The organism is Mycobacterium sp. IDR2000157661, from assembly GCF_022317005.1.
Classification (GTDB): Bacteria; Actinomycetota; Actinomycetes; order Mycobacteriales; family Mycobacteriaceae; genus Mycobacterium.
On sequence record NZ_CP081006.1, the window covers coordinates 4,788,346 to 4,806,668 of the forward strand.

An 18,323-nucleotide genomic window follows, 5' to 3' on the forward strand; every position below is an offset into this window, starting at 1 on the left:
CCTACCCGGCACGCGGTGAAATTAACCTTGCCGCAGCTTGTTGCTGAGCCGCGCGTTGACGGCCGCGGGCAGTAGCTCGGACACGTCTCCGCCAAGCGTGGCGACTTCCTTGGCCAGCGACGAGGACACGAACGAATAGCGCGGCGTGGTCGCGACGAAGAAGGTGTCGACGCCGGCGATGTGCTTGTTCATCTGGGCCATCTGCAGTTCGTATTCGAAGTCGGTGCCCGTGCGCAGACCCTTGACGATCGCGGTCAGCCCCCGGGCCTTCGCGAAGTCGACGACCAGTCCCTGGCCGGACTCCACCCGAAGGTTCATCAGATGCGCGGTCGACTCCTCGATCATCGCGATGCGCTCGTCGGGATCGAACATGCCCTTCTTGCTCGGGTTGATCAGCACCGCGACGACCACCTCGTCGAACTGCGCAGCCGCGCGCTCGAACACGTCGATGTGGCCGAGAGTCACCGGGTCGAAGGATCCCGGGCATACCGCGCCGCTCATGAGCGACGAGGCTATCAGGACTGTTCGGACACCTCAGCCAGCTCCAGGCGGGTGTCGCCGTAGGTGCGCGACGGCCACACCCGCCAGCCCCGCGGCCACTCCAGCGCCGCGCCGGACGCCGGCCGTTCGACGACCACCAGCGTGCCCTCGGCGGTCCAGCCACCCGCCGCCAAAGCGTCCAGCATCACGGCGATCTCAGCGGATCGGACGTCATAGGGCGGGTCGGCGAACACCACGTCCACGGGGCGAGGGGCGCCACTCGACAGCACCGCGGCCACGGTTCCGCGCCGCACGGTCGCGCCGGCGGCACCCAGCGCAGCGATGTTGTCGGCGATGACGCTCGCCGCACGCGCGTCGGCCTCAACGAACTCCGCCGACTCCGCCCCCCGTGACAGCGCCTCCAGGCCCAGCGCGCCCGAACCCGCGTACAGGTCGAGCACCGCTGTTCCCGCGAAGTCGATCCGAGCGGCCAGCACGTTGAACAGCGACTCGCGAACCCGGTCGGTGGTAGGGCGGGTTCCACGGCCAGAGCGACTCTGCGGCACCGTGATTCGTCGGCCCCCGAAGGCGCCGGCGACGATGCGGGTCAGGTTGATCCCCCGGTCGTCGCCTGCGCTTCGCGCGTGGCCCCATCGCCCCTGCCCGCCGAACCGACCACCACCAGCAGGTCGCCGCCTTCGACCTGGGCCGTCTCCGAGACCGCCACCCTGACGACCTTGCCGGCCTTTGGCGCGGTGATGGCAGCCTCCATCTTCATCGCCTCGATGGTGGCGATGGTCTGGCCGGCCTCCACCGTCTCGTCGGCGGCGACGTTGACGGTGACCACGCCCGCGAACGGCGCGGCGACGTGATCGGGGTTGGCGCGATCGGCCTTCTCGGCGGTCGGGATGTCGGCGGCGACGCTGCGGTCACGCACCACCACCGGCCGAAGTTGTCCGTTGAGGATGCACATCACCGTGCGCATGCCCCGCTCGTCGGGGTCGGAGATCGCTTCCAGGCCGATGAGCAACTCGACGCCACGTTCCAACTGCACCTTGTGCTCCTCGCCGTGGCGAAGCCCGTAGAAGAACTGATTGGCCGACAGGCTCGACGTGTCGCCGAAGAGTTCGCGGTGCGCCTCGAAATCCTTTGTCGGGCCAGGGAACAGCAGACGGTTGAGGGCCGCCTGGCGTTTCGGGCCCGCCTGTGCCAACATCGCCTCGTCGTCGGCGCTGAGCTCCTGCTCCGGCTTGGCCGGGGCGCGGCCGGCCAGCGCCTTGGTGCGCAACGGCTCCGGCCAGCCGCCCGGCGGGTCGCCGAGTTCCCCGCGCAGGAACCCGATCACCGAGTCGGGGATGTCGAACCGCGAAGGGTCGGCGGCGAATTCGTCGGCGCTGACGCCGGCGCCGACGAGGGCGAGCGCGAGGTCGCCGACCACCTTGCTCGACGGTGTCACCTTCACCAGCCGGCCCAGCACGCGGTCCGCCGCGGCGTAGCTGGCCTCGATCTCCTCGAAGCGATCCCCGAGTCCGAGTGCGATGGCCTGCTGGCGCAGGTTAGACAACTGACCGCCGGGGATCTCATGGCGGTACACCCGGCCGGTGGGCGCGGGTAGTCCACTCTCGAAGGGCGCGTAGACCTTTCGCAGTGCCTCCCAGAACGGCTCGAGCTCGCACACCGCGTCCAGAGACAACCCCGTGTCGTACTCGGTGTGGGCGGTGGCCGCCACGATCGAGCTCAGCGCCGGCTGACTGGTGGTGCCCGCCAGCGGCGCGGAGGCCCCGTCCACGGCAGCAGCGCCCGCCTGCCAGGCGGCGAGGTACGTTGCCAGCTGCCCGCCGGGGGTGTCGTGGGTGTGCACGTGCACCGGCAGGTCGAAGCGGCTGCGTAGCGCGGTGATCAGCTGGTGCGCGGCCTGCGGGCGGAGCAACCCGGCCATGTCCTTGATCGCGAGTATGTGCGCCCCCGCCTCGACGATCTGATCGGCGAGCTTGAGGTAGTAGTCGAGTGTGTAGAGGTTCTCGGCGGGATCGGACAGGTCACCGGTGTAGCTCATCGCGACTTCGGCGATCGCCGTGCCGGTTTCGCGCACCGCGTCGATGGCCGGGCGCATGGACTCGACGTTGTTGAGCGCATCGAAGATGCGGTAGATATCAATTCCAGTTGCCGTGGCTTCCTGGACGAATGCCTGCGTCACCGTCTCGGGGTAGGGCGTGTAACCCACGGTGTTGCGACCCCGCAGCAGCATCTGCAGGCAGATGTTCGGTACCGCCTCGCGCAGTGCGGCCAGTCGCTCCCACGGGTCTTCCTTCAGGAAGCGAAGGGCCACATCGTAAGTCGCGCCGCCCCAGCACTCGATGGACAGCAACTGCGGCGTCATCCTCGCGATGTAGGGCGCGACCATGAGCAGCCCGGTGGTGCGCACCCTGGTGGCCAGCAGCGACTGGTGGGCGTCGCGGAACGTTGTGTCGGTCACGCCCACCGATCGGCTGTCGCGCAGCCAGCGCGCGAAGCCCTCGGGTCCCAGTTCGGCCAGGCGCTGCTTGCTGCCTGCCGGCGGCGCCGCCTCGATGTCGATCTGCGGCAGCTTGTCCTGCGGGTACACCGTCGACGTGCGCGGGCCGTGCGGTTGGTTGACGGTGACCTCGGCCAGGTAGTTGAGGATCTTGGTGCCGCGGTCGGCGGGCGTGCGCGCGGTCAGCAGGTAAGGCCGCTGGTCGATGAACGACGTGGTGACCCGCCCCGCGCGGAAGTCCGGGTCGTTGACCACCGCCTGCAGGAATGGGATGTTGGTCGACACCCCGCGGATGCGGAACTCCGCCAGCGCCCGGCGCGCCCTGGCCACCGCGGCGCTGAAGTCGCGTCCCCGACAGGTCAGCTTGACCAGCATCGAGTCGAAGTGGGCGCTGATCTCGGCGCCGAGCACGGTGCCGCCGTCCAACCGGATGCCCGCGCCGCCCGGCGACCGGTATCCGGTGATGCGGCCGGTGTCGGGCCGGAACCCGTTGGCGGGGTCCTCGGTGGTGATCCGGCACTGCATTGCAAAACCGCGCGGCGCCGACAAGCCGTCTTGGCTCAGCCCCAGGCTGTCCAGTGTCTCGCCGTCGGCGATGCGCAGTTGCGACGACACCAGGTCGACGTCGGTGATCTCCTCGGTGACGGTGTGCTCTACCTGGATGCGTGGGTTGCACTCGATGAACACGTGGTCGCCGCGTTCGTCGAGCAGGAACTCCACGGTGCCCGCATAGCTGTAGTCGATCTGGCGGGCGAAGGCAACGGCGTCGGCGCAGATCCGTTGGCGCAGTTCTTCGCTCAGATTCGGCGCGGGCGCGAGCTCGATGACCTTCTGATGGCGACGCTGCACGCTGCAGTCGCGTTCGAACAGGTGCATGACGTTGCCGCGGGTGTCGGCGAGGATCTGCACCTCGATGTGACGCGGGTTGACGACGGCCTGCTCGAGGTAGAGCGTCGCGTCGCCGAAGGCCGACTCCGCCTCGCGCGACGCGGCCTCGATGGCGTCGGGCAGCGCACCGACGTCGGCGACGTGCCGCATCCCGCGTCCGCCGCCGCCCGACACCGCCTTGACGAACAGCGGGAACTGCATGTTCTCGGCGGACGCCATCAACTCGTCGGCCGAGGCCGAGGGCGCCGACGAGTCCAGCACCGGCAGCCCCGCGGCGCGCGCCGCGGCGATCGCCCTCGCTTTGTTGCCGGTCAGCTCGAGTACGTCGGTACCGGGCCCGACGAAGGTGATTCCCGCATCAGCACAGGCCGCGGCCAAGGCGGGATTCTCGGACAGGAAGCCGTAGCCGGGGTACACCGCGTCGGCCCCGGCGTGCTGGGCGACGCGGATGATCTCGTCGACCGAGAGATACGCCCGCACGGGATGGCCCGTCTCCCCGATCTGATACGACTCGTCGGCCTTGAGTCGATGCAGCGAGTTGCGGTCCTCGTAGGCGTAGACCGCGACGGTGTCGATCCCCATTTCGTAGGCGGCACGAAATGCCCGGATCGCGATCTCGCCGCGGTTGGCGACCAGGACTTTAGAAATCACGGGCGATCACGCAGGTACTGTATCGCCCGCCGGATGGGTGTCCCTAGATCAGCGTTGACCAGTAGTTCCAGAACCGGACGAGGATCAACAGCAGCACCGCAGTGAACCAGAGCGCCACCAGCGACCACCGCCAGGCGTACAGCCCGCGAACGAGAGTGCCGCCGTGCTGGGGCTGCAACGCCACCGTCGCGGTGACCACGAGCAGCGGGACCGTCACGGCCCACACCACCATGCAGTAGGGGCACAGCGCGCCGATGTCGTAGAGGCTCTGGTAGATGAGCCAGTGCACGAACACCGTGCCGAGCAGGGTGCCCACGGCGAGACCGCCCCAGTACCACCGCGGCAGCTGCACCCGCGCCACCGCGAGCACGCCGGTGACCAGCACGACGGTGAAGGAGACGATGCCGATCAGCGAGTTGGGGAAGCCGAACACCGATGCCTGCGGGGTGACCATCACCGATCCGCACGACAACACCGGGTTGATGCTGCACGTCGGGACGTAGTCGGGATTGATCAGCAGTTCGATCTTCTCGACCGTCAGCATCGCGGCCGCGGCCAGGCCCAGTACGCCGGCGATCAGCACCCAGACCGCGCTGGGCCGCCCGACCGCCAGAGCCGTCGGCTCCTGGGCCGCGGGTTGGCTGGGCGCGGCGGCGCCGGGCGCGGTCACGGTCATGGCGCGGGCGCAGTGGGCGGCGGCGTCGGGTCGGGGTTGGCCGGCGGGGCACCCGCGTCGAGCGCGGGCACCTGGCCGACGATCTCCTCGACCTTGGCGATCAGTGCGTCGGGGGTGGAGGGGTCGTAGTCCTCGCCGTTGATGCGGACGGTCGGCGTCGAGTTCACATCGGTGGCCTTGGCCAGGCCCTTGACCATGTCGTCGTAGCGACCGTTGTTGATGCACTCCGGCACGTCGCCGGCCACGCCGGCCTGGCGCGCGATCTCGATGAGCCGCGCCTCGTCGGGGTACGGGCCGACGCCCTCCGCAGGCTGCTGCGCGTACAGCGCGGCATGGAAGCGCCGGAACGCCTCCTTGTCCGCCTCGGCGACGCAGTAGGCCGCGTTCGCGGCACGCGTCGAATACCCCTGTCCAGCGCGGTCGAGGATGGAGACCATGTAGTAGTCGGCGGCTACCGCACCGCTGTCGATGAGCTTGTTGATCGTGGGTCCGAACGTCTTCTCGAAGTTGCCGCACGCAGGACACAGGAAGTCCTCGTAGAGCGAGAGCACCGCCTTGGGCTCGGAGGAACCCTCCTCGGTGATGAGGTCACTCGACGTCACCCGGATCGCTTGGGCCTCGCCTTCGGCGGGCTTGTCCTCTTTGGTCACCAGGATGTACGACACCAAGGCGACAGCGAAGATCACCACGACTGCGGTCAAGCCGATGCGGATCGCAAGATTGCGCTTGCGGTCGGCGGCGTTGAGGTCGTAGCGCGGAGTCTTCTTTGGTTTCGATGCCACGGGTAAAGCGTACCGGCGACGTCCTGACCGGTTACGGACCGCCGCTGAGATGGGCGCGCATCGCCGAGATCACCTCGGCCATCGCGGTGGTGCTGTCCCCGCCGAACGGGAAGAAGTTCGCGAAACCATGGATCAGCGACCCGAACTCGCGGTGGTCGACCGCCACGCCCGCCGCCCGCATTGCGTCGGCGTACTCCCTGCCCTCGTCGCGCAGCGGGTCGAAGCCGGCGGTGACCACCAGCGCAGGCGGCAAGCCCGACAGGTCGTCGGACAGCAGCGGGGACACCCGTGGGTCGTCGGGCCCGATCTCTCCACTGAGGTACTTGCCGCGGAACCAGTCCAGGTCGTCGCGGGTCAGGAAGTAGCCGTCGGCGAACAGCGTCTGCGACCGCGTCTCGTCGCGGTAGTTGGTGACCGGGTACAGCAGCACTTGCAGCGCAGGCGCCGGCCCCCCGCTTCGCGCCCGGTGCGCGACGAGCGTCGCCTGGTTGCCGCCCGCGCTGTCACCGCCCACCGCTACCCGATCGGGGTCCGCGCCCAGTTCGGCGGCGTGCTCGTGGGCCCACCGGAAGGCGGCGTAGGCGTCGTCGGTGCCCGCGGGTGCCGGATGCTCGGGAGCCAGCCGGTAGTCGACCGACAACACGTGCATGCGCCCGCGCCGGCAGATCTCCCGGCACAGATCGTCGTGGGTCTCGATGCTGCCGATGACCTGGCCGCCACCGTGGAAGAAGACCAGCAGCGGGCCGTGGCCCACTACGGGCCGGTAGTGACGCGCGCGGATGTCGCCGGCGGGCCCGGGTATCGACAGATCGGTCACCGCATCGACCGGGATGTACTTCTTGAAACCGGCGGCGAGCGCCTCGAGCTGACCCCGCGCCGCGGCCACGTCGTCGCCGTTGACCAGGCCGTCGATCCCGGTCATGCGCTGGCCGGTGAGCATCAGCTGCAGGGTCGTGTCCAGTGTGTTGCCGTCGATGGTGACCGAGCGGCCGCCGGCCAGCAGCCGCTTGACGGGCTTGGGGATGTGGGGCAGCGCGCGCAGGGTGAGTCCCGCGGCGGCGTTGACGACGACGTCCCTGCGACTCGGGCTCCACGAGACCTGTGCTGGCAGACTCTGGGTCATGGCATCTCCCTCGATCACGCTCAACGACGACAATTCGATCCCCCAGGTGGGGCTCGGCGTCTGGCAGACGCCGCCCGAGGAGACCGAGCGCGCGGTGGCGACGGCCCTGAGCGCCGGTTACCGCCATATCGACACGGCCGCAGCGTACGGCAACGAGCGCGAGGTCGGCGCCGCGTTGAGGAACGCCGCCGACTCCAGCCTCGCCCGCGACGAGGTCTACATCACCACCAAGCTGTGGAACGCCGATCAGGGCTATGACAGCACGCTGACCGCGTTCGACAAGAGCATGCAGCGGTTGGGGCTGGAACGCCTCGACCTCTATCTCATTCACTGGCCGATGCCGGCGACCAACAAGTTCATCGAAACGTTCAAGGCCTTTGCACACCTACGCGACCAGGGCCGCATCCGCTCGATCGGCGTGAGCAACTTCGAGCCCGAGCACCTGCGGATGGTGGTCGACGCCACCGGCATCGTCCCGTCGGTCAACCAGATCGAGCTGCATCCACTGCTGCAACAGGAGGAACTGCGCGAGGTGCACGCTCAACTCGGCATCGCAACCGAGGCCTGGAGCCCGCTGGGTCAGGGTTCCCTGCTGTCGAACGACACAGTGACGTCGGTTGCCGATGCCCACGGCAAAACGCCCGCACAGGTGTTGATTAGGTGGCATATCCAACTCGGCAATATAGTCATCCCGAAGTCGGTGACCCCCGAACGAATTGTGAGCAACTTCGACGTGTTCGATTTCGAACTGAGCGAGCAGGACATGGCGTCCGTCTCGTCGCTCGGTGACGGCACGCGCATGGGACCCGACCCCCGGAAATTCGAGTTCACAGGGTAGGTGACATGACCTCCGCGGCTGGCATACCAACCGTCACGCTCAACGACGACCACTCCATCCCGGCGCTCGGGCTCGGGGTCGGCGAACTGTCGGACGCCGAGACCGAAGAGGCGGTGTCGGCCGCGTTGGCGGCCGGCTACCGGCTCATCGACACCGCCGCCGCCTATGGCAACGAGGAGGCTGTCGGCCGCGCCATCAAGGCCTCCGGCGTGCCGCGCGACGACATCTTCGTCACCACCAAGCTCAACATCCCGGATCTGGGTTTCCAGGCGTCACAAGACGCCCTCAAGGCCAGCCTGCAGCGGCTCGGCCTCGACTACGTCGACCTCTACCTCATCCACTGGCCCGGCGGCGACCACGGCAAGTACGTCGACAGCTGGGGCGGGTTGATGAAGCGCAAAGAGGTCGGCGAGACCAAGTCGATCGGCGTGTGCAACTTCAACGCCGAGCATCTGTCGAACGTCATCGACCTGTCGTTCTTCACACCCGCGGTGAACCAGATCGAGCTGCACCCGCTGCTCAACCAAGCCGAGTTGCGCGAAGTCAACGCCGGCTACGGCATCGTCACCCAGGCGTACGGCCCCCTGGGCGTCGGGCGACTGCTGGACAACCCGACCGTTACGGCGGTCGCCGAAGCCCATGGCAGAACGCCGGCGCAGGTGCTGATCCGGTGGAACCTGCAACTGGGCAACGCGGTGATCGCCCGTTCGAAGTCCCCCGAGCGACTCCAGTCCAATCTCCAGGTGTTCGACTTCGAGCTCTCCGACGACCAGATGGCCTCACTCAACGGACTCGATGAGGGCACCCGATTTCGCCCGGACCCCGAAACGTACACGGGCGGCTGAGCTTTCGTGGCCGACTGTGTGGGGGTCGTCGACGGTTTCCGGCCGGTTTGGCGACACAATCCCCCACACTCGGCGCCGTGAGCCCTACCCGGTCGGGCAGGTAGACGCGGCATTCCGCAAAGCCGGCACCGAGGGGGCGTCCACGGGCAGGCGGTAGCCCCGCAACACCTCGATGAACTGGATCGCGTACTGGCAATGGAACGCGGCGTTGGGCGGCATCCACACCGCGGGCTCCGCATCGCCCTTGTCCTGGTTGACCTCTCCCTGCACCGCCAGCAGGTTCGCGGGATCGTTGGCGAACCGCACCCGCATCTCGTCGGTCCAGTTTCGGGCGCCCTGGTCCCAGGCGTACGCCAGCGGCACGATGTGCTCGATCTGCACGGCCGCTCCGGTCTGGGCGCCGCGGGTGAACGGGATGGTGAGGTTGGTGTACGGATCGTGCAGGGTTCCGGTGGCCACCGCCCGCGGACACCGACTGATGGACACGTACGTCTTGTCGACGAGATCGCGGTCGAGGATGTCGTTTCGGGTGTCACAGCCGTTGTGTCCACCCGGCGCGGTGGTGTCATCGGTCCAGCTGTCTCCGAACGCAGCCCGCCGGTAGTCGTACCCTCGGATGCGCATCGGCACGACGGCGACGCCGGCGAGCACATCGACTCCGGGTGCGACGGTGGGGATGTCGGCGCCTGCGATGAACTCCGACCGCTCGCCCGCCGATGTGACGGTCTGGACGGCCACCACCACCGCGATGACGACGACCGCGGCCAGCCAGAGCAGATGCTTGCGGTTCATGCCTTGTCCAGGAACTCGACCCGGTCGGAGTCGACGAACGGCGCCGCCAACACTGCCATGCCCGCATTGATGGGATCGTGCTCGTAAAGCGATTCGCAGAGCTCTCGCGCGGCCAGGATGACGTCGAGATGCTCGGACAGCGACAGGAAGCGCAGCGTGAAGGCGCGACCAGACTGGTTGAGGCCCAACACATCCCCCTCCTGGCGCTCCTTGAGGTCGAGATCGGCGAGCTTGAACCCGTCGAGGGTCGACGCCACCGCGGTCAACCTCGCACCGGCCCTTGACTCCTGCGGCAGCCTGGTGACCAGCAGGCACAGGCTGGGATGCTGACCGCGGCCGATGCGACCGCGCAACTGATGCAGCTGACTGATACCGAACCGGTCGGCGTCCATCACCAGCATCACGGTCGCGTTGGGGACGTCGACGCCGACCTCGATCACCGTGGTGCATACCAGCACGTCGATTTCCCGCGCGCGGAAAGCCGCCATCACCGCGTCTTTCTCGTCAGCGGGCAGCCGACCGTGCATCAGACCCAGGCGCAGGCCCGACAGCGGACCCCGGCTGAGCCGGTCGAACAGCTCGACGACGGTGACCGGCGGAGGCCCACCCGTCTTCTTGTCGTCATCGGAAGCCTTGTCGTTCTCGTCGATGCGCGATGCGACGACATAGGCCTGCCGGCCTTCTCGCACTTCTTCGGTGATGCGCTGCCATGCCCGGTCCAACCACGACCGCTTCTCGTTGACGAAGACGGCGTTGGTGGCGATCGGCTGACGGCCGCGCGGCAGTTCGCGCAGCGTGGAGGTTTCCAGGTCGCCGTAGTATGTGAGCGCGACCGTGCGTGGTATCGGCGTGGCGGTCATCACCAACAGATGCGGTGTGACACCCTCGGGCGCCTTGCTGCGCAAGCGATCTCGTTGCTCCACGCCGAAGCGGTGTTGCTCGTCGACGACGACCATGCCGAGACGGTGGAACTCCACGGCATCCTGCAGCAGCGCGTGCGTGCCGATGACGATGCCGGCTTCTCCGCCGGCCACCTCGTCGCGCACCGCCCGTTTCTGCTGCGCCGACATCGATCCGGTCAGCAGGGCGACCCGGGTGGCTCCGTCGACCCCCTCCAGTTGACCGGCCATGGCCAACGGCCCGAGGACGTCGCGAATCGACCGGGCATGCTGGGCAGCCAGGACTTCGGTGGGCGCGAGCAGCGCGCACTGATACCCCGCGTCGACCATCTGCAGCATCGCGAACACCGAAACGATGGTCTTGCCCGAACCCACCTCACCCTGCAGCATGCGGTTCATCGGCCGCGGCGCGGACAGTTCGGCGGAGATGACATCGAGGACCTCGTGCTGACCCGAGGTCAACTCGAACGGCAACCGCTCGCGCAGCGCCCCCACCAGGCCGTCGTCGCGACGCTGTGCGATCGGTCCGGACTCGCTTAGCTCACTGTGCCGCCGACCCACCAACGCCCACTGCATTCCGATCGCTTCGTCGAAGGTCAGCCGGGCGATCGCCGCGTCTCGTTCGGCGGCCCGCTCGGCGGTGTGGACGGTTCGCAGCGCCGTGTCTTCGTCGATCAGGTGATGCTGCCGCAGAAAGGTTTCCGGTAGTGGCTCGGGAATCGGGTCGAGCACGTCGAGCACCTGGCGCACGCAGGCGTAGATGTCCCAGCTCTGCACCCTCTTGTTGGCGGCATAGATGGGAAAGAACTCCCGCTCGAACGCCGTGAGCAGGTCGGCCCCGGTCGCTCCGGATGCCTGCGCGATGGTCTTCAGCGACTTCGAGCCCTCGACCTTCCCGCTGTCGTGAAGGACCAGAAACGCCGGATGGGTCAGCTGCATCGTGCCCTTGAAGTAGCCGACCTCCCCGGAGAGCATCACCTTGACGCCCTCTCGCAGCGACTTCTTCAGATACTTCGGGTTGAAGAACGTCGCGGTGACCTTGGGCCGCCGGTCCCGCAGCGTGACGACCAGAAACTCGCGCGAGGGTTGGCGTTTCGTCCATCTGGCCTCCGCCTTGGCGATGGTGTCGATGAACGTGACGTGCTCGCCTTCGGCGAGGCGGTCGCCCTCGTCGGCGACGGTCATCTCGTCGCTGTATTTGCGGGGAAAATAGCGCAGCAGGTCGTTGACAGTGAGAATGCCGAAGTCTTCGGCCAGTGGGTCCGCGGCCTTCTTGCCGAGCACATAGTCGAGACGGTCGGTCAGCACTGCCACGTCTACTCCACCCCGATCAGCAGCGAGTCACCGCGGTGGCCGGTGTGATAGGTCACCAACTCCGTGGCCAGGTGCCGCCGGTGGACATGGTCCTGCAGCGCCGCCGCGACGCCGTCCTCGACCCCCTCGCCGGTCAGCACGGTCACCAGTTCGCCGCCTGCGGCCAGCAGCAGGTCGATCAAACCGGCGGCCGCAGCGACGATGTCGTCACCGACGATCAGCACCTCGTCACCCGAGATGCCGAGGCCGTCACCCGGTTTGCAGGTCCCGGCCCAGGTGAGCGCCTCTTCGGTGGCGACCCGCACCGAGCCGTGCCGGGCCGCGGCCGCGGCCCTGGCCATCGTGTACGCGTCGTCGACGGCCTGTCGCTCACCGTCGTGAACCGCCAGCGCCGCCAACCCCTGGACCATCGACGCAGCGGGCACCGGCACCACGTCGATGCCCCACGCGCCGGCGGCGGTGCATCCGGCCACCAGCTCCTCGGCGGCGACGTACCCGTTCGGCAGCACCATCACCTGCGCGGCTCCCGCGGTGACCAGTGCATGCAGCAGCTGTTTGGCGCTCACGGGAGCGTCCGGGCTGAGCCGCAGCACATGTGCGCCCTCGCCCGCGAACAGCTCGTCGGCACCAGCACCGTCGACCACAGCAAGCACTGCGCGATCGCGCGCCCATCCCCCGGCCGGCCGGTTCGCCGCGGTGCCCGTCAATGCGGTGACCTGGATCCGGCTCGGTGTGCCGAAGGCGAGCCCCACCTCCACCGCCGCGCCGGCGTCGTCGGCATGGACGTGAACCGAGTACTGCCCGGCCCCGTCCGCGGCCGCGGCGATCGCAACCGATTCGCCCAGCCGGTCGAGCTCGGTGCGCAGCGTCTCCACGCCGGCCGCGTCGCAGCCGGTCAACAGGTACATCACCTCGAACTGTGGCGCCGCCGCCGACGCGGCTCGCCCGCCCGTCTCGGGCAGGCGCGCCGGGGTGTACTCCGGCCGGCGCGGCGCGTGCCCGATCAGCGTGGTGCTCATCGCGTCCAGCAGTACCAGCAGCCCGCGGCCACCTGCGTCCACCACGCCGGCCTCGGCGAGCGCGTCGAGCTGATCGGTTGTCCGGTCGAGAGCGCAGGCCGCGGACTCGGCGCCTGCGTGCAGCACGTCGACCAGCTCGGCACCGTCGGCCGCGGCGTGCTCGGCGGCCGACGCCGCCTCCTGCAGCACGGTGACGATGGTGCCGGGAACGGCCTCGCCCATCGAGGTCACCACGAGGCCCACGGCGTGGCGGAGCGCGGCGGCGAACAGCGGACCGTCGACGTCGGCGAGCACTGTGCGGTCAGCGGCGACTTCGGCGGTGACGTCGGCCAGAGCCCGCAGGATCTGGGACAGGATGACCCCGGAGTTGCCGCGCGCGCCCTGCAGCGCCCCGCGGGCGAGCGCGGCGGCCACCGCCACGACGTCATCGCCGGCCGAGGCCGCATCGGCCTGCGCCCACGCCGAACGCATGGTGAACAGCATGTTGGTGCCGGTATCGGCGTCGGCGACCGGAAAGACGTTGAGGCGGTTGATCTCGTCGGTGTGGGTGATGAGGTCACCGACTGCGGTGTGCGCCCAGTCGCGCAACGCAGAGGCGTCCAGCCGTCGAGCCGACATGCCTGACCTCCAACAACTACGCGCTCGGCAAGCCGCCGTGCGCGCCAGCTTAGCCAGTGCAGCCGACAGCGACCCCCGGGACCATTGGCACTGTGGACAGCGTCTTGCGGCCACGTGTGCGTTTTTGGCGATCGTCGCCGCTGCCGGTATCCTGGTCAGGTTGTCGGTCGAGCCGCGCCCCCGTCGCTGCGGACGGCCCACCCCCGAACTGATCTGAGGAGTTGGAGCATATGGCTGCCGTGTGCGATATCTGCGGGAAGGCACCCGGCTTCGGTAAGTCGGTGTCGCACTCCCATCGCCGGACCAGCCGCCGGTGGGACCCCAACATCCAGAGCGTGCGCGCCGTGACCCGCCCCGGCGGCAACAAGCAGCGCATGAACGTCTGCACCTCGTGCATCAAGGCCGGCAAGGTCGGCCGCGGCTGATTGATCGCCCGTCGGTCGTATAGGCGCGCTGCGCGCGGGTACCTCGTCCCGCGACCGGGCAATTGTCCCGGCGGAGAGGACAGGTTGTATTCATGAGGTATTCCGCATTGCTGCGTCCGGTGTTGATCGGGGTGTCCGGGGTTCTGGCCACCGGGTTCCTGGTCGCTTGCGGCGACGATGAAGCCGGCACCACTGAGACAACCACGACAGAGACGACGCAAACCACCGACAACGAGGGCACCATCACGGTTCCGTCGCCCGACGTCGACATCCCGGAGCCGACTGTTCCCGATGTCGAGGTGCCCGAGGTGACGGTCAGTCCCGCACCCTGATCTTGCAGCGGCCGGTCGGCGCGTCGTTTCGCAGCAGGCGCGGTCGGGTAACGCACGGGTCACGACGACATGCGCCGCTTCCCGATCCACCGTGCTCGCGCTGTCGACCGGCCTGGCCGCGGGTTGGGTTCTCGTCGGCTGCGGCAATGACGACGCGGCCGACGAGGACACCACCACGACGACGACAGTGACCACGACCGAGGTGACCACGTCGGTGGAGACGACGGTCGAGACCAGCGCGCCGGCCGCCACCGCACCACCGCCGGGCACGACCGAGGGTGAGGCCACCGTTGAGGTCCCGGCGCCCGACGTGCCGTCGCCGCCGCCAATCCCCTCACCCCCGCCGATTCCGTCGCCGCCGCCGATACCGTCTCCGCCACCGATCCCCGGCGTGGGATAGCTTGCTACGACTACGGGAGACGCCAGTCGATCGGCTCGGCGCCCATCTTCTCGAGCAGCCCGTTCGCCCGGCTGAACGGCCGTGATCCGAAGAACCCGCGAGACGCCGACAGCGGCGACGGGTGCGGCGACTCGATCGCCACGCACTCCCCGCCGTCGAGCATGGGTTTGAGCGTCGAGGCGTCGCGCCCCCACAGCACCGCGACCAACGGCTGCCGCCTGGCGACCAGCGCCCGGATCGCGCACTCGGTGACGGCTTCCCAACCCTTGCCGCGATGCGACGCCGGATTGCCGGGGCGCACGGTGAGCACCCTGTTGAGCAGCATCACGCCGCGCTCGGCCCACGGGGTGAGGTCACCGGTCGTCGGCACCGGATGCCCCAGATCGGACCCGTACTCCTTGAAGATGTTCTCCAGGCTCCGCGGCAAGGGGCGCACCTCGGGCGCCACCGAAAAGCTCAGACCGACGGCGTGACCCGGCGTCGGATAGGGATCCTGACCGACAATGAGCACACGTACCCGATCCAATGGAAATGTGAAGGCGCGCAAGACGTTCTGACCGGCGGGCAGGTAGCCGTTGCCGGCGGCGAGTTCCCCGCGCAGGAACTCCCCCATCTGGGCGACCTGATCGGCCACCGGCTGCAGCGCACGTGCCCAACCCTCGTCGACAAGTTCGTGCAACGGCCGTGCAGTCATGGTTGGCCACCCTAGCTAGTCGAACGACTGCCAGCCGGGATCGCCCTGCCAAACCGCGCCGTCGAACAGCACTTCCGGCGCCCCGTCGAGGATCCGCCCGATCGCACGCCAGCCGACGGGCAGCCGACCGGGGAAGGTGGCGACCAGCGAGTGGTCCTCACCACCGCCGAGCACCCAGTCCCACGGGTCGGCGCCGAGGGTGGCCGCCGCGTCGGCGACGGCGTCGCGGTCGCCGGTGAGCGCCGCACCCGACAGGTCGATGCGGACACCGGACGCCTCGGCGATGTGGCCGAGGTCGGCGAGCAGACCGTCGGACACATCGGTCATCGCCGTAGCGCCGGCGTCGGCGGCGACGAGGCCCTGACCGTACGGGGGCTCAGGCACGAGATGACGGCGACGCAGTCCGTCGAAACCGCCGATGCCCTTGCACCACAACGCATATCCGGCGGCGGATCGGCCCGGCTCCCCTACCATGGCGACGGTGTCACCCGGCCGTGCGCCGTTGCGCCGCACCGGATCACGGCCGCCCAGGTCGCCGAGCGCGGTCACCGAGATCACCCATTGTGGCGCGCTGACCAGATCGCCGCCGACGATTCCCGCACCGACGGTTTCGGCTTCGTGCCACATGCCGTCGGCCAATTCGGTGGCCTGCGCTGCGGCCGTATTCGCAGGCGCACCGAAGGCGACGACGAAGGCGGTGGTGCGTGCGCCCATCGCCTCGATGTCGGCGGCATTCTGCGCAATCGCCTTGCGGCCCACGTCGAATGGTGTCGACCAGTCCAACCGGAAATGCCGATCTGCGACCAGCATGTCGGTCGACACCACGGTCCTGCCGTCGGCGGCGTACACCACGGCGGCATCGTCCCCCGGCCCCAACGCGACGGCGGCCGGCTGGCTGCGGCGCGCGACCAGGCGGTCGATCACCCCGAATTCGCCCACCTGCGCCAGGGTCTCGAGCTCGTCGTCGGTCGCCATCGTCACCTCCTGTCGCACGCGTCGGCAGGCGCAGTGCCGCGCGCACGAGTGGCCTGAACACCGGCCGGACCTGCGGTACGTTAACCCCCTACGGCGAGGAGTCTATGCACCGGTAGGGAGGATCAACGCGTGGTCGAGGCTTTCATGCTGATCCAGACGGAAGTGGGCCGGGCCGAGGTCATCGCCGCACAACTCGCCGCACTGCCGGGGGTGCTGTCGGCGGATTACGTGACGGGACCCTACGACGTGGTGGTTCGCATCGGCGCTGACTCGATCGAGGATCTGACCGCCGCGGTCGTCCCGACCGTGCAACAGGTGACCGGCATCACCCGTACGCTGACCTGCCCGATCGCCAACGGAGCGCATCCCTAGAGTTGTCCCGTGCAGACCGACTCCGGCGACAGCCCGCCGCGGGCGGTGCTCATCGCCGCGGTCGTGGTGGCGGTCGGCGCGCTCGTCGGGGTCCTGGCGTTCGCGGTGCTGCGCCAACCGGGTCCGTCGGCGGTGCCACTCACCGCGGTGCCGGCCCCGCAAGCCGAGAGTGCCGAGTGCGACGCCCTGGTCGCCGCCCTGCCCGAGGATGTCGGTGATGCGACACGTGTGCCGATCCTCGACCCCGCCCCACCGGGTACGGCGGCGTGGCGGGCCGACGACGGCGGCGAACCCATCGTGCTGCGCTGCGGGCTGGACCGGCCTGCCGAGTTCGTCGTGGGGGCTGCACTGCAATCGGTGGACCGTGTGCAGTGGTTCCGGATCGCCGAACCCGGTGGCTCCCGCAGCACCTGGTACGCGGTCGATCGCCCGGTATACGTTGCGCTGACCCTGCCGCCGAACTCCGGACCCACTCCTATCCAGAAGGTTTCCGCCGCGATCGAGGAGGTCTTGCCCGGCGAGCCGATCGACCCGGCGCCGGTCGGATGAGCCGCCTCGCTACCGCAGGCCGGTGCCTCGCTGCAGGGCGGTCTCGACCATCGTGGCCAGCAGGGTCGGGTAGTCCAGGCCGCTGGCCGCCCACATCCGTGGGTACATCGAGATCGTGGTGAAGCCGGGCATGGTGTTGATCTCGTTGATCACCGGACCGTCGTCGGTGAGGAAGAAGTCGACGCGGGCCAGGCCCTGGCAGTCGATGGCGGTGAAGGCGCGGATCGCCAGGCTCCGCACTGCATCGGCGATGTCGTCGTCCACCTTGGCGGGCACATCGAGTTCGGCGGCGTCCTCGAGATACTTCGTCGCGAAGTCATAGAACCCGTCTTCGCGGCCGCGGATCCCGGCCACGCGGATCTCGCCGACCGTGCTGGCTTCGATCCTGCCGTCGGGAAACTCCAGGACACCGCACTCGAGTTCCCGGCCCGGGACTGCGGCCTCGACGATCACCTTCGGGTCGTGCCTGCGCGCCTGCTCGATGGCCATCGGCAGCTGGTCCCACGCGGTGACCCTGCTGACCCCGATCGAGGAGCCGCCCCGCGCGGGTTTGACGAACACCGGTAGTCCCAGGCGCTCGCGGGCCGCAGGATCCAGGGTGTCCTGGCGCGGCCGCAACACCGCATGCGCACCGATCGGCAACCCGGCGGCGGCGAGCAGCTTCTTGGTGAACTCCTTGTCCATGCCGGCAGCGCTGGCCAGCACCCCGGCCCCGACGTAGGGCACGCCGGCCAGTTCAAGCAGGCCCTGGATGGTGCCGTCCTCGCCGTACGGTCCGTGCAGCACGGGAAAAACCACGTCCACCGACGCGAGCAGATCACCGGCGCCCCGGTCGAGCGACAGGAGCTGGCCGCGGCGGGTCGGGTCGGCGGCCAGGGCGAGTTCGGTGCCCGAAGCCGAGGTCACCTCCGGCAACCGGCCGTCGGTGATCGCCAGCGTTTCGGGCTGTGCGTTGGTCAGCATCCAGGACCCGTCGGGTGTGATGCCCACCGCGACGACATCGAACCGCTGCGGATCGAGGTTGCGCAGAATGCTGCCTGCCGAAACACAGGAGATCGCGTGTTCGGAGCTGCGTCCGCCGTATACGACGGCGACCCGGACGCGATCCGGGCCTGGGCCATGGCGGACGGTCACAG

The 18,323-nt window shown here is 68.8% G+C and carries 19 protein-coding genes; 7 read left to right on the top strand and 12 right to left on the bottom strand.

The features are described 5' to 3' along the window. Nucleotides 1-21 precede the first annotated feature (21 nt). The 6 genes from coaD to K3G64_RS24565 are packed head-to-tail and all read right to left on the bottom strand — an operon-like array spanning nucleotide 22 to nucleotide 7,115. Nucleotides 22-501 carry a pantetheine-phosphate adenylyltransferase gene (gene coaD, locus K3G64_RS24540; RefSeq protein ID WP_238888140.1) on the bottom strand — a complete coding sequence of 160 codons (480 nt, stop codon included), beginning with the start codon at nucleotides 499-501 and terminating at the stop codon, nucleotides 22-24. 14 nt (nucleotides 502-515) lie between these two features. Then, on the bottom strand, nucleotides 516-1,091 hold the full coding sequence (gene rsmD / locus K3G64_RS24545) for a 16S rRNA (guanine(966)-N(2))-methyltransferase RsmD (protein WP_238950986.1): 576 nt from the start codon (nucleotides 1,089-1,091) through the stop codon (nucleotides 516-518). After that, nucleotides 1,088-4,534: a pyruvate carboxylase gene (locus K3G64_RS24550; protein ID WP_238888142.1), complete on the bottom strand. Its 3,447-nt coding sequence runs from the start codon at nucleotides 4,532-4,534 to the stop codon at nucleotides 1,088-1,090. The genes rsmD and K3G64_RS24550 overlap by 4 nt, the downstream gene beginning before the upstream one ends. Before the next feature lie 43 nt (nucleotides 4,535-4,577). Continuing rightward, complete coding sequence (locus K3G64_RS24555) at nucleotides 4,578-5,210, bottom strand: vitamin K epoxide reductase family protein (protein ID WP_238888143.1); 633 nt, start codon at nucleotides 5,208-5,210, stop codon at nucleotides 4,578-4,580. Next, entirely contained in the window at nucleotides 5,207-5,992 is a 786-nt protein-coding gene (locus K3G64_RS24560) for a DsbA family protein (protein ID WP_238888144.1), read from the bottom strand. The genes K3G64_RS24555 and K3G64_RS24560 overlap by 4 nt, the downstream gene beginning before the upstream one ends. A gap of 31 nt (nucleotides 5,993-6,023) precedes the next feature. Further along, nucleotides 6,024-7,115, bottom strand: a complete 1,092-nt coding sequence (locus K3G64_RS24565; RefSeq protein WP_238888145.1) for an alpha/beta hydrolase — start codon at nucleotides 7,113-7,115, stop codon at nucleotides 6,024-6,026. Here K3G64_RS24565 and K3G64_RS24570 point away from each other — a divergent pair. Together K3G64_RS24570 and K3G64_RS24575 are read left to right on the top strand one after the other, a co-directional pair. Next, a complete protein-coding gene (locus K3G64_RS24570) occupies nucleotides 7,114-7,953 on the top strand; it encodes an aldo/keto reductase (RefSeq protein WP_238888147.1) in 840 nt (279 codons plus the stop codon). The genes K3G64_RS24565 and K3G64_RS24570 overlap by 2 nt on opposite strands. 5 nt (nucleotides 7,954-7,958) lie before the next feature. After that, on the top strand, nucleotides 7,959-8,798 hold the full coding sequence (locus K3G64_RS24575; protein WP_238888148.1) for an aldo/keto reductase: 840 nt from the start codon (nucleotides 7,959-7,961) through the stop codon (nucleotides 8,796-8,798). 84 nt (nucleotides 8,799-8,882) lie between these two features. Here K3G64_RS24575 and K3G64_RS24580 read toward each other — a convergent pair whose 3' ends face one another. Genes K3G64_RS24580 through K3G64_RS24590 form a run of 3 tightly spaced genes read right to left on the bottom strand, consistent with a single transcriptional unit; the run spans nucleotide 8,883 to nucleotide 13,440 of the window. Then, entirely contained in the window at nucleotides 8,883-9,590 is a 708-nt protein-coding gene (locus tag K3G64_RS24580) for an HNH endonuclease family protein (protein WP_238888150.1), read from the bottom strand. Next, a complete protein-coding gene (recG, locus tag K3G64_RS24585; RefSeq protein WP_238888151.1) occupies nucleotides 9,587-11,803 on the bottom strand; it encodes an ATP-dependent DNA helicase RecG in 2,217 nt (738 codons plus the stop codon). Before recG ends, K3G64_RS24580 begins: the two co-directional genes overlap by 4 nt. Nucleotides 11,804-11,805: 2 nt before the next feature. After that, a complete protein-coding gene (locus K3G64_RS24590) occupies nucleotides 11,806-13,440 on the bottom strand; it encodes a DAK2 domain-containing protein (RefSeq protein WP_238888153.1) in 1,635 nt (544 codons plus the stop codon). A gap of 230 nt (nucleotides 13,441-13,670) precedes the next feature. On the opposite strand from K3G64_RS24590, the gene rpmB reads away from it, so the two are divergent. The 3 genes from rpmB (at nucleotide 13,671) to K3G64_RS24605 (ending at nucleotide 14,597) form a co-directional block, all read left to right on the top strand. Beyond that, nucleotides 13,671-13,865 (top strand): 50S ribosomal protein L28, encoded by a 195-nt coding sequence (gene rpmB, locus K3G64_RS24595; protein ID WP_238888155.1) that lies wholly within the window; start codon nucleotides 13,671-13,673, stop codon nucleotides 13,863-13,865. Between the two features lie 92 nt (nucleotides 13,866-13,957). Beyond that, nucleotides 13,958-14,197, top strand: coding sequence for a hypothetical protein (locus tag K3G64_RS24600; protein ID WP_238888157.1), 240 nt, complete (start codon nucleotides 13,958-13,960; stop codon nucleotides 14,195-14,197). A gap of 91 nt (nucleotides 14,198-14,288) precedes the next feature. Beyond that, complete coding sequence (locus K3G64_RS24605) at nucleotides 14,289-14,597, top strand: hypothetical protein (RefSeq protein WP_238888166.1); 309 nt, start codon at nucleotides 14,289-14,291, stop codon at nucleotides 14,595-14,597. Nucleotides 14,598-14,607: 10 nt separating this feature from the next. On the opposite strand, the gene K3G64_RS24610 is transcribed toward K3G64_RS24605, so the two are convergent. Beyond that, a complete protein-coding gene (locus K3G64_RS24610; protein ID WP_238888175.1) occupies nucleotides 14,608-15,291 on the bottom strand; it encodes a uracil-DNA glycosylase in 684 nt (227 codons plus the stop codon). A gap of 15 nt (nucleotides 15,292-15,306) precedes the next feature. After that, on the bottom strand, nucleotides 15,307-16,266 hold the full coding sequence (locus K3G64_RS24615) for a thiamine-phosphate kinase (protein ID WP_238888176.1): 960 nt from the start codon (nucleotides 16,264-16,266) through the stop codon (nucleotides 15,307-15,309). A 129-nt stretch (nucleotides 16,267-16,395) separates the two neighbouring features. Between K3G64_RS24615 and K3G64_RS24620 the strand changes: the two genes are divergently transcribed. Both K3G64_RS24620 and K3G64_RS24625 read left to right on the top strand, forming a co-directional pair. Continuing rightward, nucleotides 16,396-16,638: an Lrp/AsnC family transcriptional regulator gene (locus K3G64_RS24620; RefSeq protein WP_238888178.1), complete on the top strand. Its 243-nt coding sequence runs from the start codon at nucleotides 16,396-16,398 to the stop codon at nucleotides 16,636-16,638. Between the two features lie 9 nt (nucleotides 16,639-16,647). Beyond that, a complete protein-coding gene (locus tag K3G64_RS24625) occupies nucleotides 16,648-17,187 on the top strand; it encodes a DUF3515 domain-containing protein (RefSeq protein WP_238888180.1) in 540 nt (179 codons plus the stop codon). Between the two features lie 9 nt (nucleotides 17,188-17,196). On the opposite strand, the gene K3G64_RS24630 is transcribed toward K3G64_RS24625, so the two are convergent. Continuing rightward, entirely contained in the window at nucleotides 17,197-18,321 is a 1,125-nt protein-coding gene (locus K3G64_RS24630) for a D-alanine--D-alanine ligase family protein (RefSeq protein WP_238888182.1), read from the bottom strand. Nucleotides 18,322-18,323 lie beyond the last annotated feature (2 nt).